The organism is Actinoplanes oryzae (assembly GCF_030757795.1).
GTDB lineage: Bacteria > Actinomycetota > Actinomycetes > Mycobacteriales > Micromonosporaceae > Actinoplanes.
This window is the reverse complement of the sequence record NZ_JAUQWH010000033.1, coordinates 24692-38274: the sequence shown is the minus strand read 5'-3', so window position 1 is coordinate 38274 and position 13583 is coordinate 24692. Positions and strand designations below refer to the sequence as shown.

12 protein-coding genes are annotated in these 13583 nt (G+C 72.1%); 4 read left to right on the top strand and 8 right to left on the bottom strand.

Features of this window, described 5'->3' with window-relative positions:
- Window positions 1–70 precede the first annotated feature (70 nt).
- Entirely contained in the window at window positions 71–1492 is a 1422-nt protein-coding gene (locus tag RBH18_RS13935; protein WP_306207641.1) for a sigma 54-interacting transcriptional regulator, read from the bottom strand.
- A 151-nt stretch (window positions 1493–1643) separates the two neighbouring features.
- Here RBH18_RS13935 and RBH18_RS13930 point away from each other — a divergent pair, with 151 nt between their 5' ends.
- Both RBH18_RS13930 and RBH18_RS13925 read left to right on the top strand, forming a co-directional pair.
- Window positions 1644–2474 (top strand): PhzF family phenazine biosynthesis protein, encoded by an 831-nt coding sequence (locus tag RBH18_RS13930; RefSeq protein WP_306207694.1) that lies wholly within the window; start codon window positions 1644–1646, stop codon window positions 2472–2474.
- 340 nt (window positions 2475–2814) lie between these two features.
- Entirely contained in the window at window positions 2815–4449 is a 1635-nt protein-coding gene (locus RBH18_RS13925; RefSeq protein WP_306207639.1) for an ABC-F family ATP-binding cassette domain-containing protein, read from the top strand.
- A gap of 224 nt (window positions 4450–4673) precedes the next feature.
- Here the strand turns inward: RBH18_RS13925 and RBH18_RS13920 are convergent, their stop codons facing one another.
- Window positions 4674–6308, bottom strand: coding sequence for a glycoside hydrolase family 10 protein (locus RBH18_RS13920; protein WP_306207637.1), 1635 nt, complete (start codon window positions 6306–6308; stop codon window positions 4674–4676).
- Window positions 6309–6489: 181 nt separating this feature from the next.
- On the opposite strand from RBH18_RS13920, the gene RBH18_RS13915 reads away from it, so the two are divergent.
- Window positions 6490–7398 carry an NAD(P)/FAD-dependent oxidoreductase gene (locus RBH18_RS13915; protein ID WP_306207635.1) on the top strand — a complete coding sequence of 303 codons (909 nt, stop codon included), beginning with the start codon at window positions 6490–6492 and terminating at the stop codon, window positions 7396–7398.
- A gap of 168 nt (window positions 7399–7566) precedes the next feature.
- Here RBH18_RS13915 and glgA read toward each other — a convergent pair whose 3' ends face one another.
- Window positions 7567–8781 (bottom strand): glycogen synthase, encoded by a 1215-nt coding sequence (gene glgA / locus RBH18_RS13910; protein ID WP_306207633.1) that lies wholly within the window; start codon window positions 8779–8781, stop codon window positions 7567–7569.
- 60 nt (window positions 8782–8841) lie between these two features.
- On the opposite strand from glgA, the gene glgC reads away from it, so the two are divergent.
- Window positions 8842–10074, top strand: coding sequence for a glucose-1-phosphate adenylyltransferase (gene glgC, locus RBH18_RS13905; protein ID WP_306207630.1), 1233 nt, complete (start codon window positions 8842–8844; stop codon window positions 10072–10074).
- A gap of 111 nt (window positions 10075–10185) precedes the next feature.
- Here the strand turns inward: glgC and RBH18_RS13900 are convergent, their stop codons facing one another.
- The 5 genes from RBH18_RS13900 to RBH18_RS13880 are packed head-to-tail and all read right to left on the bottom strand — an operon-like array spanning window position 10186 to window position 13402.
- Window positions 10186–10344, bottom strand: a complete 159-nt coding sequence (locus RBH18_RS13900) for a hypothetical protein (protein WP_306207628.1) — start codon at window positions 10342–10344, stop codon at window positions 10186–10188.
- Window positions 10345–10374: 30 nt separating this feature from the next.
- On the bottom strand, window positions 10375–11358 hold the full coding sequence (locus tag RBH18_RS13895) for an AraC family transcriptional regulator (RefSeq protein ID WP_306207626.1): 984 nt from the start codon (window positions 11356–11358) through the stop codon (window positions 10375–10377).
- 36 nt (window positions 11359–11394) lie between these two features.
- Complete coding sequence (locus RBH18_RS13890; RefSeq protein WP_306207623.1) at window positions 11395–11667, bottom strand: phospholipase; 273 nt, start codon at window positions 11665–11667, stop codon at window positions 11395–11397.
- 44 nt (window positions 11668–11711) lie between these two features.
- The gene (locus RBH18_RS13885) at window positions 11712–13115 is read right to left on the bottom strand and encodes a DUF4331 domain-containing protein (protein ID WP_306207621.1); all 1404 of its coding nucleotides are present in this window, start codon (window positions 13113–13115) and stop codon (window positions 11712–11714) included.
- Window positions 13115–13402, bottom strand: coding sequence for a hypothetical protein (locus RBH18_RS13880; protein WP_306207619.1), 288 nt, complete (start codon window positions 13400–13402; stop codon window positions 13115–13117). Before RBH18_RS13880 ends, RBH18_RS13885 begins: the two co-directional genes overlap by 1 nt.
- Window positions 13403–13583 lie beyond the last annotated feature (181 nt).

Sequence of the window (13583 nt, the reverse complement as noted above, 5' to 3'; positions counted from 1 at the left end):
CGTGACTGCTCGTGCGGACGCATGGCGCGGCGCGGGACTGCCGCCTCGCACGGTCGTCGTGCCGCTCATCTCAGCTCCCGTAGAGGGTGCGTCCGTCGTCGGTCAGCTCCTTGGCCAGCCGGCGGGTGAGGTGCAGGCCCTCGAGCACGAACTCCACGCCCGCCGCAGCCTGCCCCGGGCTCGGGGCGTCGCCGAGGCCGAGCCGGTCGAGCACCTTGGCCAGGCCGGGCACGGTGCCGAGCTGGCCGAGCAGCTCCTCGGCCGAAGTGAGGTCGCTGGTCTCGATGATCGCGCCCTCGGCGACCAGGTCGGTGAAGCCGGACAGGTCGAGCCCGCCCAGCCGGGCCCGGAACGTCTCCGCGGTGGCCACCCGAAGCAGGTGGGCCAGCACCTCGACCTCGCGCCCCTCCTCGCCGCTGTCGAACTCGACCTTGCCGCGCAGGGTGCTGGTCACCGAGGCGGTGTCGCCGATGCGGGCGACGGCCTCGCGCTCGTTGCGCAGCCCGGCGCGGCGCAGCGCGGACGCGGCGACCGTCTCGGCGGCCGCGATCGCGAACCGCGCCGAAATGCCGGACCGCTGGTCGACGGCCGGGGACTCGCGCACCGCGCGGGTGTAGCGGGCGATGACCTCGATGAGGTGGTCGGGCACGGCGGCCGCCAGCGCCGCCTCCTGCCGGATGAGGCTCTCCTCCAGCTCCACCTCGAGGGGGTAGTGCGTGCGGATCTCGGCGCCGAAGCGGTCCTTGAGCGGGGTGATGATGCGGCCCCGGTTGGTGTAGTCCTCCGGGTTGGCCGAGGCGACGAGCAGCAGGTCGAGCGGCAGGCGCAGCTGGTAGCCGCGAACCTGGATGTCGCGCTCCTCCAGCACGTTGAGCAGCGACACCTGGATGCGCTCGGCGAGGTCGGGCAGCTCGTTGACCGCGAAGATGCCGCGGTTGGTGCGCGGCACGAGCCCGAAGTGAATCGTCTCCGGGTCGCCGAGCGCGCGGCCCTCGGCCACCTTGATGGGGTCGACGTCGCCGATGAGGTCGCCGACGCTGGTGTCCGGCGTCGCCAGCTTCTCGCCGTAGCGCTCGGAGCGGTGCAGCCAGGACACCGGGAGCAGGTCGCCGGCCTCCTCGGCCAGCCGCCGGGTCGCCGGAGTCAGGGGCTGGTAGGGGTGCTCGCGCAGCTCGGAACCGGTGATGAACGGGGTCCACTCGTCGAGCAGGTCGATCAGGCCCCGGATGAGCCGCGTCTTGCCCTGGCCGCGCTCGCCGAGCAGGACCATGTCGTGGCCGGCGAGCAGCGCCCGCTCGACCTCCGGCAGCACGGTGTCGTCATATCCGACGATGCCGGGGAACCGGGGCGCGCCGCGCCGCAGGCGGTCGAGCAGGTTGTCGCGCAGCTCCTCCTTGACGGTGCGGAACTCGTGCCCGGCGGCGCGGAGCTCACCGAGGGTGCGCGGTAGGTCGGCAGGTGGGGTCGGGACCAGTGGGGAAGCCTCTGTCACGCCGGGAACGCTACTCCGCGCCGTACCCCATCGACCAAGCCTCTTTGGTACCCGATCTCGCGATCTTGCACCCTCCTTGGAGGGTGGGCATGGCTACCAAAGAGGGTGGTCACGCCGGGCGCGGCCGGGCAAGCTGATCGCCATGACCGACATCGACATCCAGCGGTACGCCGCCTTCAGCGCTGTTCCCACCGGCGGCAACCCGGCCGGCGTCGTGCTCGACGCCGCCCGCCTGAGCGACGCCGAGATGCTCGCGATCGCGGCCGCGGTCGGCTATTCGGAGACAGCCTTCCTCACCGAGGACCACGGCGGCCGGACGTTCCGCGTGCGGTATTTCAGTCCCCTGGCCGAGGTGCCGTTCTGCGGGCACGCCACGGTCGCGACGGCCGTGGCACTGGCCGGACGGGGCGGCGCCGGGCGCTACGAGTTCGTCACCAACGCCGGCGCGGTGCCGGTGGAGGTGGACGACGCGGGCCGGGCCACCCTGACCAGTGTCGCCGCCACGGTGTCCGAGCTGCCCGGCGAGGATCTCGCGGCGTTGCTGGCCGCGCTCGGATGGGCCGCCGGCGACCTGGATCCGGCGTTGCCGCCCCGGGTGGCGTACGCGGGCGCCCATCATCCGGTGCTCGCCGCGGCCACCCGGCAGCGGCTGGCCGAACTCGACTACGACGTGCCCGCCCTCAAGCGGCTGATGGAGGCGCGGGGCTGGACCACCGTGCAGCTCGTGCACCGGACCGGGCCGGCCGCGTTCGACGTGCGCGACCCGTTCCCGGTCGGCGGGGTCTACGAGGACCCGGCCACGGGCGCCGCGGCGGCCGCCTTCGGCGGTTACCTGCGGGCGCTCGGGCTGGTCCCGGACGATGCAGTGATCGAGCTGGCGCAGGGCGCCGACATGGGTCGTCCCGGTCACCTGACCGTGACGCTGGTGCCGGGCGAGGCGGGCGTCCGCGTGTCGGGGACGGCGGTGCCCATGACGGCCTGATGACCGGCGGACGGCCTCACGGGCGGCTCGCAGCCGGCGCGCGCCGAGCAACGGGCGCGCTGGGCTGGGGGCGGGCCGGCAGGGGACGGGCGCGCTGGGAGGCGGAGGGTCCAGGCCGACGGGCACGCCAGGAGCGGGGCGGCACGGATTGGGCGCGCCGGGAGGCGGGGAGGTCCAGGACGACGGGCCCGCCGGAGGTGGGACGGCACAGGACGAGCGGGCCGGGAGGCGAGGCTTGGGGGGACGAGCACACCGGGAGGCGGAGCGGCGGGGGCCGGGCGAGCCGAGCAGGGCGGGCGGGCCAGGGGCGGGGCGGGCGGGCCGATAGAGTCGTGAGCCGATGAGTGCCACCTTGATTGCCCGTGATCTGGCCGCCGGGCACGGCGACCGTGTGTTGTTCCGTTCGCTCGACCTGGTGGTGGCGCCCGGCGATGTCGTGGGGCTCGTGGGGGTGAACGGGGCGGGCAAGACGACGCTGCTGCGTACCCTGGCCGGGATCGTGCCGGTCGAGGCGGGCAGCGTGTCGCTCAGCCCGCCCACCGCGACGGTCGGCTATCTGCCGCAGGAGCGGGAGCGGCGGGCCGGGGAGACCGTGCGCGACTTCCTCGCCCGGCGCACCGGGGTCGGGCCCGCGCAGGCGGCGATGGACGCGGCGGCGGAGGCGCTGGCCGCGGGGGCGGCCGGGGCGGACGAGACCTATGCGACGGCGCTCGAGCGGTGGCTCGACCTGGGCGGCGCCGACCTGGACGAGCGGGCCGGCGAGGTGGCCGCCGACCTGGGGCTCGGGGTCGCGCTGGACCATCCGATGACGGCCCTGTCGGGCGGGCAGGCGGCGCGGGCGCAGATGGCGTCGCTGCTGCTCAGCCGGTACGACGTGTTCCTGCTCGATGAGCCGACCAACGACCTGGACCTCGACGGGCTGCGGCGGCTCGAGGAGTTCGTGGGCGGGCTGCGGGCAGGGGCGCTGCTGGTGAGCCACGATCGGGAGTTCCTGGCCCGGACGGTGACCGCGGTGCTGGAGCTGGACCTGGCGCAGCAGCAGGTGAACCTGTACGGCGGCGGCTACGAGGCGTACCTGGAGGAGCGCGAGCGGGCCCGGCGGCACGCGCGCGAGGACTACGAGGAGTATGCGGACAAGCGTGCCTCGCTCGAGGACCGCGCCCGGATGCAGCGCAACTGGATGGAGACGGGCGTCCGCAACGCGCGGCGCAAGTCCAAGGACAACGACAAGATCGGCCGGGCGATGCGGGCCGAGTCAACCGAGAAGCAGGCCGCGAAGGCCCGCCAGACGCAGCGGATGATCGAGCGTCTGGAGGTGGTGGAGGAGCCGCGCAAGGAGTGGGAGCTGCGCATGGAGATCGCCGCGGCGCCGCGGTCGGGGTCCGTGGTGGCGACGCTGCGCGACGCGGTCGTGCGGCGGGGCGGCTTCACGCTCGGGCCGGTCACGCTGCAGATCGACTGGGCGGACCGGGTCGCGATCACGGGCGCGAACGGCGCGGGCAAGTCGACGCTGCTCGCGGCCCTGCTCGGGCGGATCACGCCGGACAGCGGCTCGGCGCACCTGGGCTCGGGCGTCGTGGTGGGCGAGGTGGACCAGGCACGGGGGCTGTTCCTGGGTGACGAGCCGCTGCTGACGGCGTTCGGGACGGCGGTGCCGGACATGACCGACGCGGACGTGCGGACGCTGCTGGCGAAGTTCGGGCTCAAGGCGGCCCACGTCATGCGCCCGGCGGTCACCCTCTCCCCCGGCGAGCGGACGCGCGCGGCCCTCGCCCTGCTTCAGGCGCGCGGCGTCAACTTGCTGGTGCTCGACGAGCCGACCAACCACCTCGACCTGCCCGCGATCGAGCAGCTCGAGTCGGCCCTCGCCACCTATCCAGGCACCCTGCTGCTGGTGACCCACGACCGCCGCATGCTGGAGGCCGTCCACACGACCCGCCACCTCGAGGTCGCCGACGGCCGCGTCACGGGCTGACCCGAGCGCCGCGGCACGGAAACGCGACAAACGCACGAGCGCGGCAGAGAAGCGCGACGAACGCACGAGCGCAGCGAACGCACAAGCGAGCCACAGGAGCGTGACGAACGCACGAGCGCGCCACGGCCACGGCTACGGCCCGAACGCACGAGCACGCGCCACGAGCACGCGGCGGGCGGGACGCACGAGCGCACGCGTCACAAGCCACGCGCCGGGAGGCGGCGTCAGGAGCTGATGCTCACTGGGGCGCTCAACGGGCTCTCATTGCCGGAACGGTCGAGCATGCTCAGGCAGTAGGTGGCGCCGGCGGCGGGCGCGGCCGGGTCGGCGATGTCCTGGGCACCGACGCGGCCCGTGGCGACCAGGTTCGCCGCGGCGCCGTCGACGCGGTAGAGGGCCCAGGACACCGGGTCGGCACCCTCGCCCCGAGCCCACTCGACGGTCACGGTGCTCCCCGCGCGCCGGGCCAGGTTGAGGCGGGGCGTGGCAGGCGCGGCGAGCGGCAGCTGCTGCATCGTCGGGAGCAGGGCCGGGGCGGCGTAGTGGTCGGCCGCGTACTTCGACACGGCACCCAGCCGGTCGGCCCGTACCTGCTTGGCGCTGTAATGAACGCTGCCCTGGACCCCGTACTTGTCATTGAGCGTGAGTTGCCGGTCGAGCTGGTCGGGCTTGCTCCACGCGCCGTCCTCGCCGACGCGATAGTCGGCCTGACCCACGTACAGCTGGACCTTGGTGCCCTTGACGAGCGCCGACCACCAGGGCAGCACCTTGCCGTAGTCGGCCTTGTCGAACCCGATGGTCCAGTACAGCTGCGGGACGACGTAGTCCAGCCATCCGTTGCGTACCCAGGTGCGGGTGTCGGCGTAGATGGCGGAGTAGCTCTCCAGGCCCGCGGAGTCGGAGCCGGCCGGGTCCGAGGACTTGTTGCGCCAGATGCCGAACGGGCTGATGCCGAACTTCACCCACGGCTTCAGCTCCTTGATGCGCGTGCTCATCTCGTGCACCAGGGTGTTGACGTTCTGCCGCCGCCAATCGGCGCGCGACTGCCCCTTGTCCGCCCGCTTCGCGAAGGACGCATCGTCGCCGAACTCGTTGCCGCCGCCCTCCGGATAGGGGTAGAAGAAGTCGTCGAAGTGCACGCCGTCGATGTCGTACTTTTGCACCGCCTCGAGCATGGAGTCCTCGACGAACTTGCGCGCCGCGGGGTTGCCCGGGTCGAAGTAGAGTCGCGCGGTCTTCTTGCCCTTCGGGTAGGCGATCGCCCAGTCACGGTGCTTGAGCAGCGGATGGTTCGGCGCCAGCTTCGCGAAGTCGGCGCCTGGCCCGGACGGTCCCGGCTGCGTCCCCCGGTACGGGTTGAACCACGCGTGGAACTCGAGGTTGCGCTTGTGCGCCTCGGCGACCATGTACGCCATCGGGTCCCACCCCGGCGACCTGCCGTCGCGCTTGCCGGTGAGCCACTCGGACCAGGGGGCGTACGCGGAAGGCCAGAACGCGTCCCCGGACGGCCGCACGTGCACGAAGATCGCGTTGTGCCGCCGGGAGACGGCCAGGTCGAGCCACCTCTGGTACTCGGCCTGAACCTGCGCCGGCGACAGGCCCGGCTTGCTCGGGAAGTCGATGTTGAGCACCGTGGTGAGCCACATCCCCCGCAGCTCGCGCGTGGCCTTTACCGGCTTGCCCGCGCACGTGCCGACGGTCCCCTGCGCCGGGACGACCTGCTGCTGCCCCGGCCGCGCGATCGGCGTCACCCCGGGCTCCTCGTAGGTCGCCGCGCGCACCAGGCCGATGCCGAGCACGACCGCCGCGAGCACCACGGCGGCAACGACAAGGGTCAGGCGGACGGGGGGTCGGCGCATCCCCCCAGTCTGCACGGCCCGGCGAAAGCGACTCATTCCTCCCCCTCGGTCTCTCGGTCGCGGCAGTGGTGGCGGTGCTGATGCTGGGCGGTCCTGCCCGGCGAGGCAAGGCGCCCTGTGGACAACCCGCGGCTGTGGATAACTCCGGGCGCCCGGCGCGGACCGGCCTAGGCTCGTCGGCATGAACGTCGTCGTGGTGGGTGCGGGAGTCGCCGGGCTGAGTTGTGCGCGAGAGCTCGGCGCGGCCGGTGTGCGGGTCCAGGTGGTGGAGCGCGGCCGGGTGGTCGGGGGCAGGCTTGCCAGCAAGAGGTACGGCCACAGGTACGCGGACATCGGCGCGGCCTACTTCGTCGCGGACGACCCGGACTTCCGCGCGGTGGCGGAGGGCTGGCGGGCCCGGGGGCTGGCCCGGCCGTGGACCGACACGTTCCAGGTCTTCCCCGGGGAGCCCGCCCGGGGCACGGAGCGGTGGGCGGCGGGCAAGGGGCTGCGTTCCCTCGCCGAGGACCTGGCCTCGGGGCTCGACGTGCGGCTGGAGACGACGCTGAGCGCGATCCCGGCGGACGCGGACGCCGTGGTGCTCGCCATGCCGGGGCCCCAGGCGCTGCGCCTGGACCCGCCCGGTGCGGTGGCGGAGGCGGCGCGGGCCCAGCGCTGGGAGCCGGTGATCGCGGCCGTGCTCACGTATCCGGAGCGGGTGTGGGGCGAGCTGCACGGCGCGTTCGTGAACGACCATCCCGTGCTCGCGACCGTCTGTAACGACGGCGATCGGCGCGGGGACGGCGCCCCGGTGCTGGTGGCGCATTCGACGGCGGAGCTGGCCCGGCGGCACCTGGACGATCCGGCGCAGGCCGGGCCGCTGCTCGCGGCGGCGGCCGGGGAGCTGCTCGGCATCAAGGAGGAGCCGGAGGTCGCCACGCACCGGTGGACATTCGCGCAGCCGGCCGCCGGGGAGACGCGGCCGTTCGTGACCGACGGGCGGGTCTGGCTGGCCGGCGACGCCTTCGGCAAGCCGCGCGTCCAGACGGCCTGGCTGTCCGGACGCGCGGTCGCCCAGGCGATCCTGGCGGCCCAGTCCACCGCGGGGTGACCACGAGGACCACCATGCGGGGAGCGAGAACCACCATGCGGTGAGCACGAGGCACACCGCGCGCTGACCACGAGAGCCGCCGCGCGGTAAGCCGGAGAACCAAGCCGCCGTGAGCACCGCGCGGACAAGGGCGGAGCGACCAGCCGCGCGCCGCCCAGCCCGGCCAGCTCAGAGCACCGTGCGGTAGACCTCGAGGGTGTCGCGGGCGATCGTCGACCAGGAGAACTTCTCGACGGCCCGGCGGCGGCCGGCGAGGCCCATCTCCCGGGCGCGGCCGGGGTCCTGGACCAGGGTGGTGATGGCCGCGGCGAGGTCGGCGACGAAGCGGTCCGGGTCGAGCGGGGTGCCCGTGCCGTCCTCGGCCTGGGCGATCGGCACCAGCAGGCCGGTCTCGCCGTCGGCGACGACCTCGGGGATGCCGCCGGTGGCGGTGGCCACGACGGCGGTCTCGCAGGCCATGGCCTCGAGGTTGACGATGCCCATCGGCTCGTAGATCGACGGGCACACGAAGACCGTCGCGTGCGTCAGGACCTGCACGACCTCGTGCTTGGGCAGCATCTCCTGCACCCAGATCACGCCCTCGGGGTCGCGGGCGCCGCGCAGCTGGGTGGCGAGCCCCTCGACCTCGGCGGCGATCTCCTTGGTGTCGGGGGCGCCGGCGAGGAGCACGATCTGCACGTCCTTGGGCAGGTCCTGGCAGGCGCGCATCAGGTAGGGCAGGCCCTTCTGCCGGGTGATGCGCCCGACGAAGACCACGCTCGGCCGGTTCAGGTCGATGCCGAGGCGCTCGACGACGTCGGTGCCGCGGTTGGGGGCGTACTGCTCGGTGTCGATGCCGTTGTAGACCACGTGGATCTTGCCGGGGTCCACCGAGGGGTAGGCCCGCAGCACGTCCCGGCGCATGCCACCGGACACGGCGATGACGGCGTCGGCGTTCTCGATGGCCGTGCGCTCACAGAAGCTCGACAGGGCGTAGCCGCCGCCGAGCTGTTCCGCCTTCCACGGGCGCAGCGGCTCGAGGCTGTGGGTCGTCACCACGTGCGGCACGCCGTGCAGGAGCTTGGCCGTGTGGCCGGCGAAGTTGGCGTACCAGGTGTGGCTGTGCACCAGGTCCGTGCCCGCCGCGCCGGCGGCGATCGCCAGGTCGACGCCCATGGTCTGCAGGGCGGCGTTGGCGTCGGCCAGGGTCTCCGGCACCGGGTACGCGGTGACGCCCGGCTCGGTGCGCGGGGCGCCGAAGCAGTGCACCCGGACGTCGGCGAGCGCGCGCAGGTCACGGGTCAGGTATTCGAGGTGCACCCCGGCGCCGCCGTAGACCTCCGGGGGATACTCCCGGGTGATCAGGTCGACGCGGAGGTCAAATTTCGAGCGCGAGTCGGTCACGTCACGCACAATAGTGCGTCCGGCTGGCGGAAGAGGGCGCGGAATTATAGGTTCACGGGCATGGCTCCCAAGGTGCTCGCAATCGTTCTGGCAGGTGGCGAAGGCAAGCGCCTGATGCCCCTCACCGCGGACCGGGCCAAGCCCGGTGTCCCGTTCGGCGGCATCTACCGCATGATCGACTTCGTCCTGTCGAATCTCGCCAACGGCGGCTATCTCAAGATCGTCGTCCTCACCCAGTACAAGTCGCACTCCCTCGACCGCCACATCACCAAGACGTGGCGGATGTCGACCCTGCTGGGCAACTACGTCACGCCCGTCCCGGCGCAGCAGCGGCTCGGCCCGCGCTGGTTCGCCGGCTCGGCGGACGCCATCTACCAGTCCCTCAACCTCATCAACGACGAGAAGCCGGACTACGTCATCGTGTTCGGCGCCGACCACATCTACCGCATGGACCCGAAGCAGATGGTCAACGACCACATCGCCTCGGGCGCGTCGGTGACGGTGGCCGGCATCCGCCAGCCCAAGTCGATGTCCGACCAGTTCGGCGTCATCGACGTGGCGGAGGACGGCAAGCGGATCCGCGCCTTCCGCGAGAAGCCCAAGGAGGTCGACGGGCTGCCCGACTCCCCCGACGAGATCTACGCGTCGATGGGCAACTACGTCTTCAGCACCGGCGCGCTGTGCGAGGCCGTGTCGCTCGACGCGCAGAACCCGGACAGCAAGCACGACATGGGCGGCAACATCATCCCCATGCTCGTGGAGAAGGGCGAGGCGAACGTCTACGACTTCCGCGACAACGACGTGCCCGGCAGCACCGAGCGCGACCGCGGCTACTGGCGCGACGTGGGCACGCTCGACTCGTTCTACGAGGCGCACATGGACCTGATCGCCACGGTCCCGATCTTCAACCTCTACAACCACGAGTGGCCGATCTTCACCAACTACGGCTCCTGGCCGCCGGCGAAGTTCGTCCACGGCTACGAGGACCGCCAGGGCCGCGCGGTCGAGTCGATGATCAGCCCCGGGGTGGTCGTCTCCGGCTCCCTGGTCGAGCGCTCGGTCATCTCCCCGAACGTCCGCATCAACTCGTGGGCCACCGTCTCCAACTCGGTGCTGATGGAGGGCGTGCAGGTCGGCCGCAACGCGGTCATCCGCAACGCCATCATCGACAAGAACATCATCATCCCCGAGGGCGCCCAGATCGGCGTCGACCTGGAGGCCGACCGCAAGCGCTGGACCGTCTCGGACGGCGGCATCGTGGTCATCGGCAAGGGGCAGAAGGTCGAGCCCTGACCCGAGCGTCCGGGAGAACCCCGGCCCCCCGGCCCAGCCGGCCGGCGGGCCGGGGTTGAGCCGTCCGACCGGGCGTGACCCCAAACGACTCCCCGGGACATTGGCGACCGATCACCCGATGCGGGTGGTCCGCAGGGCCCGGGTCACCATCTGGATCAGCTCCTGCGGCGAGTTGGTGCAGCCGAGGGCGCCCCGCCGTCGGGCCTCCTCGACAGCACCGAACGGCCGAACAGTCGCCGCTGCGTCCGCGATGCTGGCGATGGCGCACACCAGCTGGGCAATCCTCGCGCTCAGGAGCGCTCAGGAGCGGTCGCGGAGGGTTTCGGAGGGGGTCGTGCCGTAGCGGTCGCGGTAGGCGCCGGCGAAGCGGCCCAGGTGGGTGAAGCCCCAGCGGTGGGCGACCTCGCTCACGCTCACCTCGCCCTTGCCGGCGCGGGTCAGGTCGGCGTGGACGCCCTCCAGGCGCAGGCGGCGCAGGTAGGTCAGGGGCGGGACGCCGACGTGGCGGCGGAAGGACTCCTGCAGGACGCGGACGCCGACGCCGGAGATGGCGGCCAGCTCCCGGGCGGTGAAGGGGCGGCCGGGTTCGGCGTGCATGGCGTCGAGGGCGCGTTTGACCGTGCGGGGGCGGCGGGCGGTGGGCAGGTCGGGGGTGCTGTCGCCGGTGGGGTGCTCGACGGCGCAGGCCAGGCCGCTGATGGCGAGGTCGCGCCAGCGGTGCAGCAGGGCCGGCAGGCGGGAGAGGCCGTCGGGTTCGCGCAGCTCACGGTGCAGGAGGCGGGCGAGGCCCAGCCAGCTGCGGCCGGGGCCGCCGGCCAGGCCGAAGGCGGTGCTCAGGCGGGGGCGGCCGCCGGGGACGTCCGGGGTGGACAGCTCGCGCTCGAAGGCGAGGCGCTCGACCTTGACGCTGATCAGGCGGCAGTCGGCGGACCAGCGGGTGGTGATGTCGCCGGTGGGCTGGAAGACGGCGGCGCGGCCCGGGTCGGCGGTGACGGCGGCGCCGCGGTGGCGGGCGTGGACCGAGCCGGTGAGCGGGGCCAGGACGTGGTAGGCCGTGCGCAGGTCGCCCATCTCGACGCACATCTCGACGCCGTAGCTGATCTCACCGATGGTGATCGGGCCGGTCTGCACGACGTCGCCCGCAAAGGTGAAACCGTCCGGGGCGCCGGACGGTTTCACCTCGAGGGGGCCGTAGAACATGCGGCGGCAGAACGCGCGGGCCTGCTCCACGTCGGTGGTGCGCAGGACCGCGCGGACGGCGTCGTCGGTGTCGGGCACGTCCATCCGCTCACCCTAGACGGACGAGCGGAATACCGTTAGTTACGAAGGCCAGGCGAACTCCGTGACCGTTCCCCCGGCGATGTCGACCTCGGCGAGCGGGGTGACCGGGTCGCGCCAGACCACGTAGCGGCCCTCGCGCAGGCTGTCGATCACCATGCTGAAGCGGACGCCGTCGCGCACGTACCGGGCGCGGACCGCCGCATGCGTACGCACGGCCGAGTCCTCGACCGGGCTGACCTCGATCTCGTGTCCGTGCAGGCTGCCCGGCGTGTCCACGACCAGCGCGCCGATCCCCTGCCCGATGTTGAGCACGACCGTACCTTGGCCCGAGGGAGCCAGAGTGTGATGCGTGTGGCTCACTTGTCACTCCCCGGAGGGTTGTTGAAGCCGTCGAAGGGCACGCCGAGATAGGGGAACTTCTTCAGCAGCTTGGAGCTGACGTCCTTGGCGGACAGCCCCTGCTCGACCAGCGCCGCGGCGTCGTCGGGGGTGAACTTCTCGTCCACCAGGGGGAAGGTCGCCCCGGCGATGGCCCGCAGCGAGATCGACACCACGTCGTCGGCGGGCCGGCGGCCGTTGGGGAAGCCGGCCAGGTCGCCGCCGAGGATGCCGAACCCGTTCTCCTCCTTGGCGGGCGGGATCACCGTGTTGAGCCGCAGCATGTCGGCCTGCGTGTCGCCGGTGTTGTTCTGGAAGTCGTCGATCAGGCCGTCCGGGATGCCGGTGAGCAGGATGGCGACCAGGTCGGCGCGGGCGGTCTTCGCCTCGTTGAGCTCGGCGAGGTTGTCGAAGAGCCCGGGATACAGCACCGGCAGCAGCGCTCCCAGTTCGGGCTGCTCGACGAACTCGGCGAAGCGCTTGTCCTCCGAGGGCGGCAGGCTGTTCCACAGGTCCTTCTGCGCCATCGGCACGATGACCTCGTTGAACAGCGGGTTGCCCAGGCGCGACACCTGCACCTGCGGGCCGACGAACACGTCGCTGTCGTCCTTGCTGTTGCGCACCTGCACCTGGCGGCGGCTGGCGGAGGTCCAGACGCCGATGACGGCGCCCGGGTCGCGGCCGCGGACCTTCTTCTTGCCGTCCTTGCGGACCATGTGCAGCGGGACCTGGATGGCGATGCTGTGCACGTTCATCCGGTCGGTCGCATTGACGGCCGTACCGGCGCCCTTGAAGAGGTTCTGACCGATGAGGTGCTTGTCCTGGAACGGGCGCAGGGTGCCCAGGTCGAAGATCGCCCCGAGATCCACGAAGAAGGCGTCGGCGCGCTGGCCCGCGAAGACCTTCTCGCCGGTCTTGAGCTTGTGGACCGCGTCCTCGGCGAGCTTGTCGTAGTCCGGGATGGACAGCGGGCCCACGTTGCACGGCGGGCACGGCAGCTTCTCGGCGAGCACGGTGTGCTTGCCGTGCGAGTCGACCTTCGTCACCGAGTAGAACTGCCGGCGGTTCCAGTTCTCGCTGTCCAGCGACTCGATCGGCCCGGTGTTGTAGAGGAAGGTCCGGTCGTTGCGCAGTTCGGTGCGGAAGCGGAACTGGTACGTGAGATCGGGCCGCCCGTCGCCGTTCGAGTCGACGTGGATCTCGTAGAGCACGTCGTCGCCGAACTCGAAGAAGTTGGGGCCGCTCGCGGGCAGCTGCAGCGGCACGTAGTTCGCGATCAGCGTCACCGTGTCGGGGTGGTCGGGGCTGACGAACGCGTACAGGTCGGAGCTGTCGGCGACCGGGTCCTTGCTGATCTCCGGCGCTTCGCGGTGCGAGGACATCAGCTCTCCTTCTTCGCGGCCTTGAGCAGGGTCTTCAGCAGGTCCTTGTCGGTGATGGTCACCTTGGACTCGCCGGAGAACAGGTCGAACGTGCCCTTCTTCGCGTCGCGCAGGGACAGCACCAGCGACTCGCCGCCGCCGGCACCCGCGCTGTCGTTCTCGCCGGCGAGGCTCAGCCCCGCGACACCCGCGGCCGAGGCCCCCACCCCGACAGCCGCGGCGATCGTGAGAACGCGGCGGCGCGACAGGCTGCTGCCCGCCCGGCTGCCGTAACGAACACGACTCATGCTCTGCCTTTCGTCCGCGCGGTCCGCACCGGCCGCGCTCCGAGGAACTCACTGCGTCGTCGACAGCCACAAGTACGAGACGATCTCCACGACAGTTCAAAGGTTCTTCCCAGGAAAGGTTTTCCACAGGTGACCGCCCGCCGCGCCGCCGCCCCGGACGACCGTTTTGTAGCAGAATGCG

Excerpts from the sequence above, each read along its gene's own strand:
- RBH18_RS13920 (WP_306207637.1), bottom strand. The coding sequence starts at position 6,308 with ATGCGCCGACCCCCCGTCCGCCTGACCCTTGTCGTTGCCGCCGTGGTG.
- RBH18_RS13885 (WP_306207621.1), bottom strand. The coding sequence starts at position 13,115 with ATGTCCTCGCACCGCGAAGCGCCGGAGATCAGCAAGGACCCGGTCGCC.
- RBH18_RS13915 (WP_306207635.1), top strand. The coding sequence starts at position 6,490 with ATGAACGTCGTCGTGGTGGGTGCGGGAGTCGCCGGGCTGAGTTGTGCG.
- RBH18_RS13895 (WP_306207626.1), bottom strand. The coding sequence starts at position 11,358 with ATGGACGTGCCCGACACCGACGACGCCGTCCGCGCGGTCCTGCGCACC.
- RBH18_RS13880 (WP_306207619.1), bottom strand. The coding sequence starts at position 13,402 with ATGAGTCGTGTTCGTTACGGCAGCCGGGCGGGCAGCAGCCTGTCGCGC.
- glgC (WP_306207630.1), top strand. The coding sequence starts at position 8,842 with ATGGCTCCCAAGGTGCTCGCAATCGTTCTGGCAGGTGGCGAAGGCAAG.
- RBH18_RS13925 (WP_306207639.1), top strand. The coding sequence starts at position 2,815 with ATGAGTGCCACCTTGATTGCCCGTGATCTGGCCGCCGGGCACGGCGAC.